The following is a 16,725-nucleotide window of genomic DNA, read 5'->3' as shown; positions in this document are numbered from 1 at the left end:
GGCGCAGGTCACGACCGGCCCCTGGGAGCCGGTAGCGTACGCGGGAGACCTCCGGCAGCGGGAGTGAGCGTGGCGCAGATGGGGCGCATCGCGGCGTGGACCCGGCGACACGGGTGGTTTCTCGCGGTGTTCGCGCTGGGGGCGGCGCTCCGGATCGTGACGATGGCCGGCTACCGGCCCGCGCTCTGGTTCCCCGACTCCTACACCTACGTCGTGACGGCCATGCGGCCGCGGCCCGACCTGGTCCGCCCGGCCGGCTACTCGATGTTCCTGCGGCTGCTCGAGCCGTTCCACAGCTTCGCCGTCGTCACCCTCGTGCAGCACCTGTCCGGGCTGCTCGTCGGCGTCCTGATCTACGTGACCGTGCGGCGTGCCGGCGGGCGCGCCTGGGTGGCGGCCCTGGCCTCGGTCCCCGTCCTCCTCGACGCCTACCAGATCCAGCTGGAACATCTGCTGGTCTCCGACTCCCTGTTCACCCTGCTCGTCGTCGCGGCCTGCTGCCTCGTGGCACGCGGCCGCGCCGTCTCCCCGCGTACGGCTCTCGCGCTGGGCCTGCTCCTGGCCGCCTCGACGCTGACCAGAACCGTCGGTCTTCCGCTGATCGCCGTGTTCGGGCTCTACGTGGTGTGGCGCGGAATCCGGGAAGGGAGCCGGCGGCGGCTCGCGCGGGCGCTCGGCGCGTTCCTCCTCGCGGCCCTGGTCCCCCTCGGCGCGTACGGCGGCTGGTTCTACGCCACGTATCACCGAATCGGCCTCGTGGGGTCGAACGGCGTGTTCCTCTACTCCCGGACGATGATGTTCGCCGACTGCGCCGCGATGAAGCCTCCCGCGGACCTGGCGGTCCTGTGCGATCCGCGCCCGCCGTCGGCGCGCCCGTCACCGCCCGACTACATCTGGAACACGGCGTCTCCCCTGGTCAGGCAGCCCGGCATCACCTTCTCCCAGGCGAACGACGCGCTGGCGAACCGGTTCGGCATGCTGGCGATCCGGAGCCGGCCCCTGGACTTCGCGGAATCCGTGCTGACCGAGTTCGCCCGCTCCTTCACCTTCGGACGGCCCGTCTACCCGGACGAGGCGACCTACGAGGCCTACCAGTTCCCCGTCACGGCGCCGCCCCCGCCGGACAGGGCGCCCGCGGTGACGGGAGCGGCGCTCGCCGAGCGATACGAACGGGGGCCGCTCACGGTGACGGTCGCAGAGCCGTACGCCGGATGGATGCGGGCCTACCAGGACGTGGCGTTCCTTCCCGGGGCTGCGCTGCTCGTCCTGCTGCTCGTGCCGCCCGCGGCGGCCCTGGCGCGGCTGCGCGCGCGCGGACGGCGGGAGGCCGCTCTCGGCGGCGGGACCCTCGCGGCCTGGACGGTCTGGCTGACCGCGGTGGCCCTGTTGGCGGCGCCCGCCGCCACGGCGGCGTTCGACTACCGGTACGTCCTGCCCGCGGCGCCGCTCGCCTGCCTGGCCGCCGCTCTGGCCGTCACCCGGGGCCGTCGAGACGCCGGTGAAAGGACCCCCGAGCCCGTCGAGATGCGCAGTGATCAGGCTGTTTTGTGAAATCCCAGTAAACCCGGAGTTTGCTGCATACCCTGAAATGTCCTGGTTTTAGTATGCTCGGCGCTCACACCATTCCGGTGCGGAGCACCGCGATCAGGGACAACGACTCACCCGATCGGGGCGCCTTGTGTGCTTCCGTGACCTAATCTCGGAGCGCGGCAAAGTGATCGCCTTACAAGGAGGACACGTGTGCAGGCGAAGCAGTAGTCCCTCCCGCTGTTCGCCCGCCGGTCCGATGGTCGACCCGACGAAGGAGGCCCTGTGAGCGACCGCCGTCGCGTCTCCCCGGGCGACCCGACGCCCCCCTCAGGCGACCAGAGGGTCTGGGGTGATCCCCGCGGTGGCCAGGACCACTTCGGCCAGGATTCCTACGGCTTCGGTGCCGACCCGTTCGGGGCCGACGACCGCGGGTCGGGCTTCTTCGGGTCCGACTCCTACGGGGACGACTCGTTCGGCGCCGACTCCTACGAGAAGGCGCCCCGCGGCCGGCGCTCCGGCGACGTGCCCCCCGCCAGGGACGCCTACGACGACCTCTACGAGGACGACGCGCCCAAGCGGAGCCGTCGGCGCGGCCGCGTGGAAGAGGACGAGTTCGCGTCCGCCGGCGTCGGCGCCCGCTCCGGCCGCGCACGCGGCAAGGGGCGCGGCGGCGATTCCGCGGAGCCCGAGCTCGCGACCGGATACGGGAACGGCTTGGACGGCTACGACCCGTCGGACGGCAAGTCCGGCGACGGCGCGAAGCGCCGCCTCGGCGTGGTCGGCTGGGTCAGCATCGTGCTCACGAGCCTGCTGGTCCTCGGCACGCTGACCGCGTACAAGGTCTACCGGGACACGTTCGGCCTCATCAAGCGCGGAGCCTCCACCGACGACCTGGACAAGAACCGCCCCGTCAACCAGACCGGCGCGATCAACGTGCTCCTGGTGGGCTCGGACACCCGGGCCGGGGACAACGCGAAGTACGGCAAGGGCCTCGTCAACGATGGTGAGCGCACGGACACGATCATGCTGCTGCACGTCGCGCCCAACCGCGACGGCGCGACACTGATCAGCTTCCCCCGCGACTCCATGGTGCAGATCCCCGAGTGCCACAGCACCCAGAACAAGGGCACCACCACGCCGGCCCACCTCGGCATGATCAACTCCGCGTTCTCCGACGGAGGGATGATCTGCACACGGCGGACCGTCGAGACCCTCACCGGGATTCCCGTCGACCACTACGTGAAGGTCGACTTCACCGGCTTCAAGAACATCGTGAACGCCTTGGGCGGCATCGAGATCTGTGTCCCCAAGAACGTGGACGACGACGACGCCAAGCTCCACCTCAAGGCCGGCACGCAGACGGTGAAGGGTGAGACCGCACTGGCCTACGTCCGGGCCCGGCACTCACTCGGCAACGGCAGCGACATCGACCGGATCAAGCGCCAGCAGATCTTCATCTCGCAGGTCGTGAAGAAGGCGACGAGCAGTTCGATGCTCACCGACGTCGGCAAGCTCAACGGCTTCATCAAGGCCGCCGCCGAATCGGTGACCACGGACGACGCGCTCAACGCGGGAGAGATCCTGCAGATCGCGCAGAGCGCGCAGAAGCTGAAGGCGAGCGGTTTCAAGGCCACCACGGTGCCGTGGGAGCCGTACACCCCCGACCCCAACCGGGTGCAGTGGAAGCAGCCTGACGCGAACAACCTGTTCAACGCGATCAAGGGCGACACCGTGGTCGCCAGCGCCACGCCGAGCCCCGCCAAGGCGACCGCGCCCGCAGGCGGCACGAGCACCGGTACGACCGGCGGCACGGGCGGAGACACAGGCGGCACATCGGCGACCGAACCGATCACCAAGCCCCAGCAGGTGAGGATCGCCGTGTACAACGGCACCAACACCGGCGGCAAGGGCAAGGAGGTCGCGGACGAACTCACCGCGCAGGGCTTCAAGGTCGTGAGCGTCGGCAACGCCACGAAGGCGGGCGGCGCGGACCAGCCGAAGACCCTGGTCCGCTACGAGGGCGCGGGCGCCGCCTCCTCCAAGATCCTCACTGGGAAACTGCTCAACGAGGTGGCCCCGGAGATCGGCAAGGTCACGGCCAGCGCCCCGTCGACCAAGTACACCCCGTCCAAGCCTCCGCCCGGCCCGAAGGCCAAGGCGAGCGGCCCGACGATCTCATTGGTCGTCGGCGCCGACTGGAAGGGCATCCGCATCCCGCTCAAGGTGGGCGGCGCCGACGCGGTGACGTCCAAGACCAACATCTGCGCCGGCTGACGTGAACCCGCCGGGCGGGACACCACCCGCCCGGCGAGTTTCCTTGACCACTCCAGTCAACCGGTGTCAGATGGATCACGTTTCAGCTCGTGCGCGACATCCGATCCGGGGGACGTTAAGGTAAAGAACCGGTGAACGCGCCCTGTTCACCCATTCGGCTGATCCGTGAGGGCGCCTTCGCTAATGTCCGATACGGGCCGCGCGCCGCAGATCTCCAGGATCCGCCCCGCATGAGCAACCGCCGATCCCCCGACAGATAGCAGAGCGTTTCTCTCGTGAGTGACTCCCGCCACCAATCTCCGCTTCAGCCCCCGGGATCAGGCGTCACCCCCGATGCCGAAGACGGACCCACCGGCGTGATCAGCCGCATCACGGGCGACCGGCCGCCACGAGGCGACAGACTCGATGCGCAGGACGGCCGCCGGCCCGGCACGGCCCCCGCTCGCGACGCCTCCGCTCCGATCGACAAACCCCCGCTGCCCGTACGGCAGCCGCGCAAGCGTGGAGCCGCGGCGGCCGGCCCGGCGAATCAGGAGACGCCCGCTCAGGGGTTCGACTACTTCGCCGCCTCCGCCCGGGACGGCGGGCCGGACACACGCTCGGCGGAGACATCGGGAGCGTGGGCCCTCCAGGGCACCGGACCGCACGCCTTCCCCGCCCAGTCGCGGCCCCCGGCCCGGGATCCACGTGGCCTGCGGTTGCCGGAGACCACCGAGGGCGGCGCGCCCGGCGGACAGTGGGACCCGTGGAGCAGGACTGCTCAGGAGGGAAACGGAGGCGCCGTCCGGCCGGCGGCCGACGCCGGCACCGCGGCCCCGGAAAGGCCCGCCCGGCCGATGCGGGACAGGCCCATGCGCGACCTGCCCGCCGAGGACCCCTCCCTGCCGCCGTGGCCGTCGGCGCCGGCCCAGACGGCCACGGGGACGGGACCGCTCCCCCAGGAGTTCGCCCAGCGCACCCGCCCGGCCCCGCCGGCCGGATGGGACGGGCAGGAGACCGAGCAGGAGCCCGCGCCCGCGCCTCAGGGCAAGCGGCCGCGTGAGCCCTTCCTCGACAACGTCAAGTTCATCCTGATCGCGCTCGTGGCCACCGGCCACTCGCTCGTCCCGACCCTGGCGGCCGACTCGTCCCGCGCGGCCTACCTGTTCATCTACGTCTTCCACATGCCGCTGTTCGTCATCGTCAGCGGCTACCTGTCCAGGAATTTCTGGAACTCCAGCACCAAGACCACCAAGCTCATCGACAACTTCCTGATCCCGTACGTCGTCGTCGAGATCGGCTACGCCGCGCTCCGCACGGCGTTCGGCCACAAGTTCAGCATCTCGATCACCGATCCCGCCTGGCTGAACTGGTACCTGCTCGCCCTGCTGCTGTGGCGGCTGTCGACGCCCGTCTGGCAGCGTGTGCGATTCCCCCTGTTCATCGCCGTGATCATCTACGTCGTCGCGGGCATGACCGACCTGTCGGGCGACTTCAGCATCGACCGGTTCTTCGGGCTCCTGCCCTTCTTCGTGCTGGGACTGGTGATCAAGCCCGGTCTGTTCGAGTTCCTCGCCCGCACGTGGGTCAGGGTCCTTTCCGTCCTCGTGATCGCGGGCGCGGCCGCCGTGGCCGTCTACCTGGTCAAGAACTACTCGATCAAGCTCGGCCCGATCTACTACAGCCAAAGCTACGTGGACCTCCACCTCGTCTGGTGGAAGGGCATGGTGCTGCGGATGGCGCTCCTCGTCGCCGCGCTCACGATGTCGGCCGCCGTGCTCTCGCTGATCCCCCGGTCCGATACGTGGTTCTCCGACCTCGGCACGCGCACGCTGTACTGCTACCTCCTGCACGGCATCCCCGTGATGATCGCGAAGGAGATGGGCTGGCTGAGCGCCCCGTGGCTGTTCGGCCCGCTCGGAGTGGCCGCGATCGCGAGCGCCTGCTTCGCGCTGGCGATCGTGCTGTGCATGCCGATCACGCGCACGTTCTTCAAGTGGCTGCTCGAGCCGCGCGTCAGCTGGCTCTATCGGAGGTCTGAGCAGTCGGCGTGATCCTCCGCTGCCGCCCGCGGGCGGCAGCGGCAAATTGAGCAGCAGAAATTAAGCAGCAGTTCGGCGGCCATTCACCCGGCGCATTCAGACACTTCGGACCGGACGGCAAGCCTCCCCTTATGAGGGTATGTGTCGGCACGATCGTCCATCATCCGGAGGACGCACGGATCACCCATCGGCAGATCCGTGCGCTGCTCGACGCAGGCCACCAGGTCACCTTCATCGCGCCGTTCACCCACTGCAACGTGACTCCGCCTCCGGAGATCCGGCCCATCGACGTCCCTCGTGCCGTGGGCCTGCACCGGAGGAAGGCGATCCGAGCCGCCCGCTCGGCGCTGAAAAGAGGAGTGAAGGACGCCGACATCCTTCTCATCCACGACATCGAGCTGCTGCTGGCGCTGCCCCGTAAGAGGCCGCCGACCGTCTGGGACGTCCACGAGGACACCGCGGCGGCGATGGAGGCCAAGACGTATCTCCCCGACCCCGTGCGGAACATCCTTCCTCCGCTGGTCAGGGGAATGGAGGGCCGCGCCGAGCGCCGGATGCACCTGTTCCTCGCCGAGGAGTCGTACCGGGAACGCTTCGTGGGCGACCATCCGGTGATCCCCAACCTCACGTACGTGCCGGACACCCCTCCCCCGCCCCCGGGCGACAACCGGATCGTCTACATCGGCCAGCTCGCCCAGGCCCGCGGCGCGATCGAGATGATCGAGATCGCGCGCCGGCTCCGCGGCCACGGGGTACGGCTGGACCTGATCGGTCCCGCCGACGCCGACATCAGGCCCCTGCTGCGGGACGCCCAGCGGGAAGGCGTCCTCGACTGGTTCGGCCACGTGCCCAACCAGCACGCGCTCAGGATGGCAGAGGGCGCGCTCGCGGGCCTGTCCCTCCTGCACGACCTGCCGAACTACCGGGGTTCGACGCCCACGAAGGTCATCGAATACATGGCGCGCGGCATCCCGGTGATCACGACGCCGCTGACCAGGGCCGCCTCGCTCGTCGGACGCGTCGACTGCGGCACCATCGTCCCGTTCGGCGACGTGGAGTCCGTGGTGTCCTCGGTCACGCAGGCCGTGCTCCGGCTCCGCGACAACGCCGAGCGGCGCAACGCGATGGGAGCGCGCGGGTATTTCGAGGCGCTGCACCACTACCACTGGCCTCTGGTGTCCGGCGAGTTCGTCGGCCACCTGGAGCGCTGGGCCGACGCTCCGGATGCGTCGCAGGCGCGGCAGCCCGGCCGCATCCTGCCGGTCTGACCGCGCGGGGCCGCCTGATCGAGCCGGTTCAGGCCGCCTGACAGCATGACCTGGCAGCATGGCGGCTACCCTCAGGTCACTCCCGCTTGCTGTACTGGAAGCATGGCAAGCCATCTCATCCTGGGCCGCCGGGTCGACATCCCGCTGGAGATCCGCGATGCCACGGTGTGCAGCGCGACCTATCTCGTACGGGCCGACGCCGCCCGGGCCGTCCTCGCGTACTCGGGGATGGACGTCACGGAGCTCATGCCGGGAAAGGCGGCCTGCACGCTGGTTTTCGCGGCGTACCGGGACTCGGCTCTGGAGGCCTACCACGAGTTCGGCGTGGTCTTCCTGGTACGGCCACCGGAGGCGCACGCTCCGCCGCCACGCGGCCCCCTGGCGGGCGTCAGGGACATGCGCGGGGCCGGCTTCGGTACCTTCGTCCACTGGCTTCCCGTCGACCGGAGGTTGACGCTGGAGGCCGGGCGGTCCATCTGGGGCTTCCCCAAGGAACTCGCCGACATCGACGTCCGGCTCGACACGCCGTACAAGCGGTGCATCCTCCGCAAGGACGGGCGGCTGGTCATCGATCTGCTGATCCGGCCGGGCACACCGCTTCCGGGGACGGGCCCGCTCGCGCTTGAGGCCTACGCGCATCTCGACGGGGTCACCCGATGCGTGCCGTGGTCCATGCGGCCCAGGGGAATCCGTGCCCGGCCCGGCGGTGCGCTGATCCGGCTGGGCAACCATCCCGTCGCCAAGGAGCTGAGCGAGCTCGGGCTGCCCAAGCGGGCCCTGATGACGAGTTCGATCAGCAATCTGTCGATGTCGGTCGGCGAGGCCCGTCCCCTGCCGTCTCCACTGCCGTCTCCGCGGCCGCCGGGCGACTGACCGTGCGGTCCGCCGCCGCGGATCTCAACGGATCTAGACGGATCTAGACCGATCTAGACGATCGGCGGACGGCCGAGACGCAGCATGCGCCAGGCCGTGCGCCAGGCCATCGGCCGGCGTTCGCCCGCCGGCTGGCGCAGCCCTTCCCCGAACCCGCGGAACCAGGCCTTGAGCGCGCTCGTCGCCCGCACCCGGGCGACGGTCAATGCGATCCAGTTGAACAGGTACAGGGCGGCCAGTGGCCACGGCAGGTTCCGCCGGGCCAGCCAGACCCTGTTGCGGGCGTTCATCCGGTAGAACTCGGCGTGCCGACTCGGCGCCACGAGAGGGTGGTACATGACCGGCACGGCGTCGTATTCGATGCGGTAACCCTCGCCGAGCAGCCGCCAGGCCAGGTCGGTCTCCTCGTGCGCGTAGAAGAAGCTCTCCGGCAAGCCGCCGACCTGCAGATAGGCGGACTTCCTGATCGCGCACGCGCCGCCGAGGAACGTGGTGACGGGCGAGGACCGTTCCGGGTCGCCCGCGCGCAGCCGCGGGACGTGCCGCCGCTGCACCGAGCCTCCTTCCGGCTCCATGACCCGGAAGGAGATGACGGCCAGATCGTGCTCGTGGGTGAACCTCTCGCGCACGTGCGCGGCGACCTTGGAGTCGGCGTACCAGCCGTCGTCGTCGAGGAACAGGACGACGTCCCCCGAGCACTCCTGGACGCCTCGGTTACGCCCTTCGGGGATGCCGACGTTGTAGGGGAGCCGCACCGTCTTGACCACGGCCGCCGATCCCGGCAGGACCTCGGCGGCCAGTTCCGGCACGTCGGCGCCGTTGCCGACGATCACCACTTCGACGTCGCCGTCGGTCTGGGTCAGCGCGGACTCGACCGCCCGGTCGAGCTCGGCGACCCTGTTGCCCATGGTGAGGATGACGCATGAAAGCTTCACCGGCGTCATCGCCTCAGCATCGGGACGGCTACATACGATTTCATGATCACCGAGTCTGTATGGCCGGGCAATCCGGAATCCGCCTTATTTACTGCAAAATAAGAGTATCGGAACTCCCGGGAAACCCCTACCGAACCACGCATGTACGGACGACCGGTTTTCCCCCGGCCGCCGGTCCGATACGTACAGGTGGGACTGATCACGTGAGCCGCCTCGAGGCGAGGATGCTCACCAGATGCAGGATCAGCTGGAGGGCGGCGATGATCGCGCACGCGACGACCAGGATCCGCGTGGCGGGGAACCAGAAGTCCAGCACCGCGGCGATCACGACGATGATCGACAGCTCGATGGCCTGGATCACCCGGTGGAATTTGAGCGCCCCGACCACCTTTCTGGCCAGGCCCAGGCGGCTCGACGTGAACTCCCCCGCCGACGTCTCGGTCGCCGCCACGAGGCCCGAGCGGGCCCTGGCGACGTCCACGAGGTCGGTCTCCGACTTGATCAGGATCGCGCCCAGCGCGGCGGCGAAACCGAGGATGGTGTACCAGTCGGGCACGGTCTCCGAGGCCCGGAAACCCAGTCCGATGAGCAGCGCGGCCTCGGCGAAATAGTGGCCGACCCGGTCGAGGTACACGCCGGTGATCGACGTGCGGCGCGTCCACCGGGCGAGCTCGCCGTCCGAGCAGTCGAGCAGGAGGTAGAGCTGGATCAGCACGGCCGCCGCCAGCGCCGCCCACAGGCCCGGCAGGGCGAGGACGGCTCCCGCCGCCACCCCGGCCACGATCATCAGGCCGGTGACCTGGTTGGGCGTGATGGGCGTCTTGGCCAGCAGCCAGGTGGCGTAGATGGACAGGTGCCTCATGTAGAGCAGGCCCGCCCAGTGTTCGCCGCTGCGGCGGTCCATCGTGGTCTGCGGTTGGGCGACCGCGCGGAGCTCAGCGACCGACGGCGTGGACATATCCCTCAACTTTCGCGCGGACCTCGGTCTCAGAAAGCCGAAGGTGCTCGAGGATGGTGTAGCGGCCGGGCCGCGTGCTCGGAGCCAGCATCACCGCGTCGGTGAACTGCTCGAGGGTCAGGCCGACATCCCCCGGAACGACGGGCAGGTCGTGGCTCCTGAGGCACCCGGCGACCTCGCCGAGACGGCGGGCGTCCTCGCGGAGGTAGAAGCAGAACGCCGCGCCGATCCCGGCAAGCTCGCCGTGATTGGACGTTCCGGGGTAAAGCTGATCCACAGCATGCAGGATCTCATGATCACCGCCGCTGCTCGGGCGGCTTGACCCGGCGATGACCATAGACATGCCGGAGAGAATCAAAGCCTCGGCGAGCACGGTCAGGAAGGCGTCGGATTCGATCGAGTCCGACCGCCCGAGCACCGCCTCAGCCGCGGTGCGCGCCATGGAGATCGCCAGCCCGTCTATGGGCTCGCCGCGTTCGGCCGCGCCGAGGTGCCAGTCCTCGATGGCCGACAGGTTGCTCACCACGTCGCCGACGCCGCTTCTGACCAGGGCGGCCGGCGCGTCGTGCACGAAGTCGAGATCGACCATGATCGCCAGCGGCATGGGCACGCCGAACGAGCCCTTCCCGCCCTCGTGGATCAGGGAGGCGACCGGCGAGCAGATGCCGTCGTGCGAGAGGTTGGTCGCCACCGCGACCATCGGGATGCCGGCCAGCGAGGCGGCGTACTTGGTCGCGTCGATGGTCTTGCCGCCGCCGACTCCTACGACGGCCTCGTAGGCGCCCTTGCGCAGGTCGGCGCCCAGTGAGACGGCAGCGTCGACGGTGCCGTCCGGCACCCGGAAGACCCGCGCCTCACCCAGCGAGGGGGCGATGACCTCCGCGATCCTGTCGCCCTGGCTCGCGCCCACGGCGACCGCGACCCGGCCGGAGGTGGCGACCCGGCTGTCGGCGAGCAACGCGCCCAGTTGCGCTATCGCGCCCCGCCGGACCTCCATCGTGAGGGGGGCGGGGAGCATCCTTGCCAGAATCGGCATGAGAACTCCTCAGGCGGCGAGAGTGTCGTGCGCGCGGGGTCGGGGAGCCGGGCGGCCCGGCGTTCCTAGTAGCGGCATGCGATCTCACGGGCCTTCGCCAGGTCGTCGTGGTTGTCCACCTCGACCCAGTCGACCTTGCCTATCGGCGCGACCGCGATCTTCTCCCCACGGGCGACCATCTCCTGGTAGCCGTCCTCGTAGTAGAGCTGCGGGTCACGCTCGAACGTCGTCTTGAGCGCGTCGGCCAGCCGGTCCGCCGCACCGGGCCTGATCAGCGTCGCGCCGATGTACTCGCCGTACGCCTCGGCGGGCTCCATCAGCTTGGTGATCCTCTTGAGGCGGCCGTCCTCGAGGGTCACCTTCATCTCCTCGTCGCCGAGGGACTTCACGTCGTCGACCGCGAGCAGGATGTCCCCGCCGTCGTCCGCCGACAACAGCGTCTGCTCGACGGACACCGGATGGACGGTGTCCCCGTTGACCAGCAACGCGCCCTGCCCGAAGTAGTCGCGCGCGCACCACAACGAGTACGCGTTGTTCCACTCCTCGGCCTTGTCGTTGTGGACGAGCGTCAGCGTGACCCCGTGACGCCGCTCGAGGTCGGCCTTGCGCTCGTGCACGGCCTGCGCCTGGTAGCCCACGATGACCACCACGTCGCGGAGGTCGACCTGCGCGAGGTTGCGCAGGGCGATGTCGAGGATCGTGGTCTCACCGTCGACCGGCACCAATGCCTTGGGCAGGGTGTCGGTGTACGGCCGCAGGCGGCGTCCAGCCCCTGCTGCCAGCACCATTCCGAGCAATTTCCGCACTCCTCGAGGTCGACCGTCAGACAGTAACCTCAAAGGTTAGTTGGCTTTTGGTCCTGATTGTGTAAGCCAGAGTTGGCTTGTAGTTAACCACGCGTGCCGCACCGGTGTGTGCGCGCAACACGGCTCAGCCGGGCTCCATCGCGCCCGCCACCTCCGCCCGCCGGGGTGCGGCGAGCCAGGACGTGAGGCTCTCCCACAGGAACAGCCCCCACAAATAGACGGCGAGGATCCAGAAGTCCGGGGTCACCACGCCGAACAGGCCTCCGGCGGCGATGACCAGCATGCGGCCGTCCCAGCCCAGTCCCGCCGGGGCGAGCCAGTGCGGCGGATACACGTGCTGCCGCACCCGGTAGACGATGTCGTAGTGGTGGAAGGCCATGGCGCCGAGCACCGCCATGATGAGCAGCGGCGGCACGGACCGGGCGAAGCCGATCGAGGCGACGAAGCCGTACTCGGTGAGCCGCAGGATCGGCGGCACGAGCCAGTCGAGCCGCCCGTCGTGCCGGTGGGAGCTGCCCGCGCCGGCCAGCAGCAGCGTCGCCGCGGGGGCGAACACGGCGACGTCGTCGACGCTTGCCACCCCCATGACCAGCAGGACCCCGGTCACGAAGGCCCCCACGACCGCCGGGAAGAGCGGGGGCAGTTGGCCGACGACCAGCAGGCCCATGCCCCGGGCGAGCAGCCCGTCGTCGCGGTAGGCCACCACGGCGCTGCGCGGGACGCGCGTCATCTGTACGGAGATCATGAATTGCCTCGCATCATGCGAAGGACCTCGCGATCCGGCCGGCGAGCGTGTAGAGGAGTGCCCCACCGCCCCAGACGAGCAGGGCGAGGAACGTCACCCGGGCGTCGAACAGGCCCGCCGTGACGGCTATCAGCGCCATCCGCTCCCCGATGGGCAGCACGACGATCTTCTTGAGCCAGTAGGCGACGCCCGAGTCGAGCCGCCGGGACAGCGCGAGAACGGACGCGGCCCCGGCGGACGGGGGACGTGTTCCCGGCGCCCCGTCCCAGGGGACGGCGAGCGAACGTTCCGGTTTCGTGTCGTCCGCCGCCCTGGCCGCGTCCGCCACCGACCCGGCGTAGGAGAAGTCGACCAGGTGCCGGATCGTCTGGAGGATCATCACCGCGACCGCCATCGCCCAGATGCCGCGCGGCCCTTCGGGAGCGGCGGCGTAGCCGACGGCGAGGGCGGCGTACACGACGTACTCCTTCACCCGGTCGGAGATCGCGTCGAGCCAGTTCCCCAACGGCGAGAACGTCCGGGTGTAGCGCGCGAGCTGGCCGTCGACGCAGTCGAGCACGAAGGACAGGTAGAGGGCGAGGGCGCCGATGAGCATGGCGACCCGCTGGCCCTCGGAGAACCAGAGGGCGGCGATGGCCGCCAGGCCGATGGAGATGCCCGTGACCGCGTTGGGCGTGAGGCTCAGCCGCGCGGCCGGCCGTACGAGGTGCCGCGACCACGAACTGACGCAGTAGGTCGCGAAGAAGCCGTCGCCGGTCTTGACCGCCGCGTCCAGCCGGGCGGCCTGTTCGTCGACCTCTGCGAGCCGCTGAACGGCGTCGTCCGCCGCGATCTGGCCGGCGACCCTCTCACAGTGCAGCGGGCCGATGGCGGCGGCGCGTACGGGCACTCCCGCGCGCACGAGCCCGGTCAGCAGCAGCTCGGCCACCTCGGTGTCACCGGCGCGACCGAGCCGCCGGCTCTGCGCGAGTTCCGCGAGCTCGTCGGCCACGTCGGCCAGGCTCGCGAGATGCGCCTCCCCCACCTGGAGGACTCCGCGGAAGGTGCCGTTGGGCCACTCGACCTGATGGAAGGAGTTGCCCGCGGACACCACCGTGCTCCACTCGGTCCTGACGGGCGGGCGGAGCGGTCCCGCCTCCCCGTCGCCGACGATGGCGCCGGTGCCCCTCGACGGATGCTCCAGGAGGACGGCCAGCGCCTCGGTGTGGGCGACCACGTCTCCGGAGAGAACCGCCACAGCGCTCGTGGACGACCTGGCCACTTTCGCCACGATCCGCAGGTCCTCGGCGAGCCCGTCGCTCGCGACGACGGTGTGCCGGAACTCGCCCGCGCCCTTCAGCCCTGTCATGCCGTCCAGGCCGGCGAAGCTGTCGTCGCCCCGCGTCACCACGTGGACGTCCCGGACCGGCAGCAGGATCAGCTGGCGGGTCAGCCGGCTGAGGAGGCTGCCCCCCGCGCAGGCCAGTCCGGCGAGAGGTGTGGTGGCCAGGACCACCGCCACACTCCGGGCGGCCTCCGCACGAGACACGATATTGCCGGAATCGCCCGAGACACCGTGCCTGGTCAGATCTGCGCCCATCACGTTCCCGCTTCCCAGCTCGACCACCCCCCCGAGAGTCACATCGCAACGTAACCGAGTGATCACGACGTGGCAATCGCCTTGCCCTTCTCCTGACGCGGGTATGGTCAGGTGGGGAGGAGATCATGATCGCGGAGTCACGCCTTCGGACGGTCGGAGTGGTGCTTGCCGGAGGTATCGGGCAGCGGATGGGCCTGAACACGCCGAAGCAGCTGCTGAAGATCGCCGGTAGGACGATCATCGAGCACACGCTCGACACGTTCGACGGCCATCCGGAGGTCGACGAGGTCGTGGTGCTGATGGCCCCCGGCTTCGTCGACGAGGCCGCCGACCTGGTGCGCAGGAACGGTTACGCCAAGGTGACCAAGATCCTCGAAGGCGGCGCGAGCCGCAGCGAGTCGACATGGCGCGCCCTGCAGGCGCTGGGCGACGAGGAGTGCGACGTGCTGCTGCACGACGCCGTCCGGCCGTTCGTCGAGCCGCGGGTGATCAGCGAGTGCGTCGCCGCGCTCCGCCACCACGAGGCCGTGGACGTGGTGATCCCGTCGTCCGACACCGTCCTGGTCGCCGCCCCCGGCCCGCACGGCGAGACCGTCAGGGAGATCCCCGACCGCTCACTGCTCCGGCGAGGGCAGACGCCTCAGTGCTTCCGGTTGTCCGTCGTCCGGGAGGCCTATCGGCGGGCCTTCGCCGACCCGGGCTTCGCCGAGCGGCCCGCGACCGACGACTGCGGCGTCGTCCTGCGTTATCTGCCGGACGTGCCGATCCACCTGGTCACGGGCAGCGAGCAGAACATGAAGGTCACCCATCCGGTCGACGCGTACATCGCGGACGGGCTCTTCCGGCTGCGCGGGCGGGCGGCGCCCGCCCTCACCGACGACGAGTGCCGCCGCGGCCTCGACGGCCGGACGCTGGTGGTCTTCGGCGGCGGGCACGGCCTCGGGACCGAGTTCGCCGAGTTCGCCGACCTCGCCAAGGGCTACGGCGCGACGGTCCGCTCGTTCTCACGCGGCCGCGGCGGCGTGCGCGTGGAGGACGCCCGCGCCGTGGAGGAGACGCTCGCGCGCGTGCACGCCGAGACCGGCCGCATCGACCACGTCGTGAACGTCGCGTCGGCCACGCACACCGGCATGCTGGCCGACGTCGGCCAGTCCGCGCTCGCCGAGATCGTGGCGGTCGACTATTTCGGCCCGGTCACCGTCGCCAGGGCCGCGCTCCCCTATCTGGCCGAGTCCCGCGGGCACCTGCTGCTCTGCGTTTCGTCCGCGCACACCCACGGGCGGGCAGGCCACAGCCTCCAGGCGTCCGCGACGGCCGCGGTCGTGAACCTCGCCGAGGCGCTCGCCGACGAATGGGCCGCCCAGGGCGTGCGGGTGAACTGCCTGAACTACGACCGGGCGGGCTCCGCCGTCCCTGTCGCGCCCTCGCCGGACTCCGCGGGACAGATCGCGCCTGAGGCGGTCGCCCGCACCGGCCTCGACGTCCTGCTGTCGGACCGCACGGGACAGGTGGTGGACGTCCGCCTCACGCGATGATCGGCTTCCCTGCGTCCTCGCCTGCCTGCCGGACGGCGAGGACGCCGTGGGGGGTCAGTCCTCGAACAGGTCCTGCAGGCGCGCCCGCTCGGCCTCGGGCCGGACCTTGCTGAGCCGGGACGGGCTGGTCAGGAACCCGCTGCCCCAGGACAGGTGCATGGTGGCGTAGACGAGGGGCAGCCGCAGGAGAGCGGCCGGAGGCAGGCTCCGTCCGGTGAGCACCGATCCGGCGAGGATCGCCACGATGTAGGCGGCGGGGATCAGCAGTCCGGGCCAGAAGAACGGGGAGACGACCAGCCCGAGGACGACGCCGAGCACCGCGGCGGGCGGGGCGAGGTAGCGCAGGTTGATCGTGCCCTTGTGGGTGCGCGAGACGACCCGCCGCCATCGGCCGTAGTGGAAGTACTGCTTGGCCAGCGCCTTGACGTTCGGACGGGGCCGGTAGGAGACCCGCATGCGGGGCTGGAACCACACCAGGCCGCCGGTCTCCCGGATGCGGTGGTTCATCTCCCAGTCCTGGGCCCGCTGGAAGTGCTCGTCGTAGCCGCCGACGCGGTCGAGCGCCGCACGCCGGAAGACGCCGAGATAGACGGTGTCCGCCGGGCCCTGCTCACCACCGGTGTGGAACCGCGCGTTGCCGACGCCGATCCTGGACGTCATCGCGCACGCCACGGCCTGCTCGAACGGGCTGATCCCCTCGGCGGCCATGATGCCGCCGACGTTGTCGGCGCCGGTCTCCTCCAGGGTCTCCACGGCTTCGCGCAGATAGTCGGACGGGAGCATCGCGTGCCCGTCGACCCTGGCGATGATCGGATTGCTCGACGCGGCGATCGCCACGTTCAAGCCGTTGGGGGTGCGGCCGGTCGGGTTGGCCACGACGACGACGCGGGGGTCCTCGGCGGCGATCGCGTCGGCCACCTCCTGCGTGCGGTCGCGGGACGGGCCGACGCTGATGACGACTTCGATGGGGCCGTCGTACTTCTGGTCGAGGACCTGCAAGACGGCATCGCGCAGGTGCCGTTCCTCGTTGAGCACCGGCATGATCACCGATATGGGGGGCCAGTCGCGCGGGGGGGCCTGGCCGGTTTGGCGCGAGTCGGGAAAGGGCTTCATGGCTGCGCTCACGCTACTGTACGGAGGGGTGGAGACGGCAACCGAAAGGGTG

The 16,725-nt window shown here is 70.1% G+C and carries 13 protein-coding genes; 6 read left to right on the top strand and 7 right to left on the bottom strand.

From position 1 onward, the window contains the following. The first annotated feature begins 78 nt into the window (after nucleotides 1-78). The 5 genes from Pka01_RS23490 (at nucleotide 79) to Pka01_RS23470 (ending at nucleotide 7,966) form a co-directional block, all read left to right on the top strand. The gene (locus Pka01_RS23490; RefSeq protein WP_203885015.1) at nucleotides 79-1,551 is read left to right on the top strand and encodes a phospholipid carrier-dependent glycosyltransferase; all 1,473 of its coding nucleotides are present in this window, start codon (nucleotides 79-81) and stop codon (nucleotides 1,549-1,551) included. 261 nt (nucleotides 1,552-1,812) lie between these two features. Continuing rightward, nucleotides 1,813-3,804 (top strand): LCP family protein, encoded by a 1,992-nt coding sequence (locus Pka01_RS23485; RefSeq protein WP_239115233.1) that lies wholly within the window; start codon nucleotides 1,813-1,815, stop codon nucleotides 3,802-3,804. 356 nt (nucleotides 3,805-4,160) lie between these two features. Further along, a complete protein-coding gene (locus tag Pka01_RS23480) occupies nucleotides 4,161-5,837 on the top strand; it encodes an acyltransferase family protein (RefSeq protein ID WP_203885014.1) in 1,677 nt (558 codons plus the stop codon). A gap of 119 nt (nucleotides 5,838-5,956) precedes the next feature. Then, nucleotides 5,957-7,093 carry a glycosyltransferase family 4 protein gene (locus Pka01_RS23475; protein WP_203885013.1) on the top strand — a complete coding sequence of 379 codons (1,137 nt, stop codon included), beginning with the start codon at nucleotides 5,957-5,959 and terminating at the stop codon, nucleotides 7,091-7,093. Nucleotides 7,094-7,195: 102 nt separating this feature from the next. Beyond that, a complete protein-coding gene (locus Pka01_RS23470) occupies nucleotides 7,196-7,966 on the top strand; it encodes an acetoacetate decarboxylase family protein (protein ID WP_203885012.1) in 771 nt (256 codons plus the stop codon). 53 nt (nucleotides 7,967-8,019) lie between these two features. Here Pka01_RS23470 and Pka01_RS23465 read toward each other — a convergent pair whose 3' ends face one another. The 6 genes from Pka01_RS23465 to Pka01_RS41325 form a co-directional block, all read right to left on the bottom strand. Beyond that, a complete protein-coding gene (locus Pka01_RS23465; RefSeq protein ID WP_203885011.1) occupies nucleotides 8,020-8,910 on the bottom strand; it encodes a glycosyltransferase family 2 protein in 891 nt (296 codons plus the stop codon). A 190-nt stretch (nucleotides 8,911-9,100) separates the two neighbouring features. Beyond that, nucleotides 9,101-9,859 (bottom strand): CDP-alcohol phosphatidyltransferase family protein, encoded by a 759-nt coding sequence (locus Pka01_RS23460; RefSeq protein ID WP_203885010.1) that lies wholly within the window; start codon nucleotides 9,857-9,859, stop codon nucleotides 9,101-9,103. Then, nucleotides 9,837-10,877, bottom strand: a complete 1,041-nt coding sequence (locus tag Pka01_RS23455) for an iron-containing alcohol dehydrogenase family protein (RefSeq protein WP_203885131.1) — start codon at nucleotides 10,875-10,877, stop codon at nucleotides 9,837-9,839. Before Pka01_RS23455 ends, Pka01_RS23460 begins: the two co-directional genes overlap by 23 nt. Nucleotides 10,878-10,960: 83 nt before the next feature. Continuing rightward, the gene (locus Pka01_RS23450; protein WP_203885009.1) at nucleotides 10,961-11,692 is read right to left on the bottom strand and encodes a phosphocholine cytidylyltransferase family protein; all 732 of its coding nucleotides are present in this window, start codon (nucleotides 11,690-11,692) and stop codon (nucleotides 10,961-10,963) included. Nucleotides 11,693-11,825: 133 nt separating this feature from the next. Next, complete coding sequence (locus Pka01_RS41330) at nucleotides 11,826-12,431, bottom strand: DUF5941 domain-containing protein (protein WP_275414500.1); 606 nt, start codon at nucleotides 12,429-12,431, stop codon at nucleotides 11,826-11,828. Between the two features lie 28 nt (nucleotides 12,432-12,459). Then, on the bottom strand, nucleotides 12,460-14,052 hold the full coding sequence (locus Pka01_RS41325) for a CDP-alcohol phosphatidyltransferase family protein (protein ID WP_275414499.1): 1,593 nt from the start codon (nucleotides 14,050-14,052) through the stop codon (nucleotides 12,460-12,462). Between the two features lie 98 nt (nucleotides 14,053-14,150). Between Pka01_RS41325 and Pka01_RS23435 the strand changes: the two genes are divergently transcribed. Next, nucleotides 14,151-15,560 carry a bifunctional cytidylyltransferase/SDR family oxidoreductase gene (locus tag Pka01_RS23435; protein ID WP_203885007.1) on the top strand — a complete coding sequence of 470 codons (1,410 nt, stop codon included), beginning with the start codon at nucleotides 14,151-14,153 and terminating at the stop codon, nucleotides 15,558-15,560. A 54-nt stretch (nucleotides 15,561-15,614) separates the two neighbouring features. Here Pka01_RS23435 and Pka01_RS23430 read toward each other — a convergent pair whose 3' ends face one another. Continuing rightward, complete coding sequence (locus Pka01_RS23430; protein ID WP_203885006.1) at nucleotides 15,615-16,673, bottom strand: glycosyltransferase family 2 protein; 1,059 nt, start codon at nucleotides 16,671-16,673, stop codon at nucleotides 15,615-15,617. Between the last annotated feature and the right edge of the window lie 52 nt (nucleotides 16,674-16,725).

This window comes from Planotetraspora kaengkrachanensis (assembly GCF_016862895.1).
GTDB lineage: Bacteria > Actinomycetota > Actinomycetes > Streptosporangiales > Streptosporangiaceae > Planotetraspora > Planotetraspora kaengkrachanensis.
The sequence above is the reverse complement of the archived record's forward strand: the minus strand, read 5'-3'. Positions and strand labels throughout refer to the sequence as shown.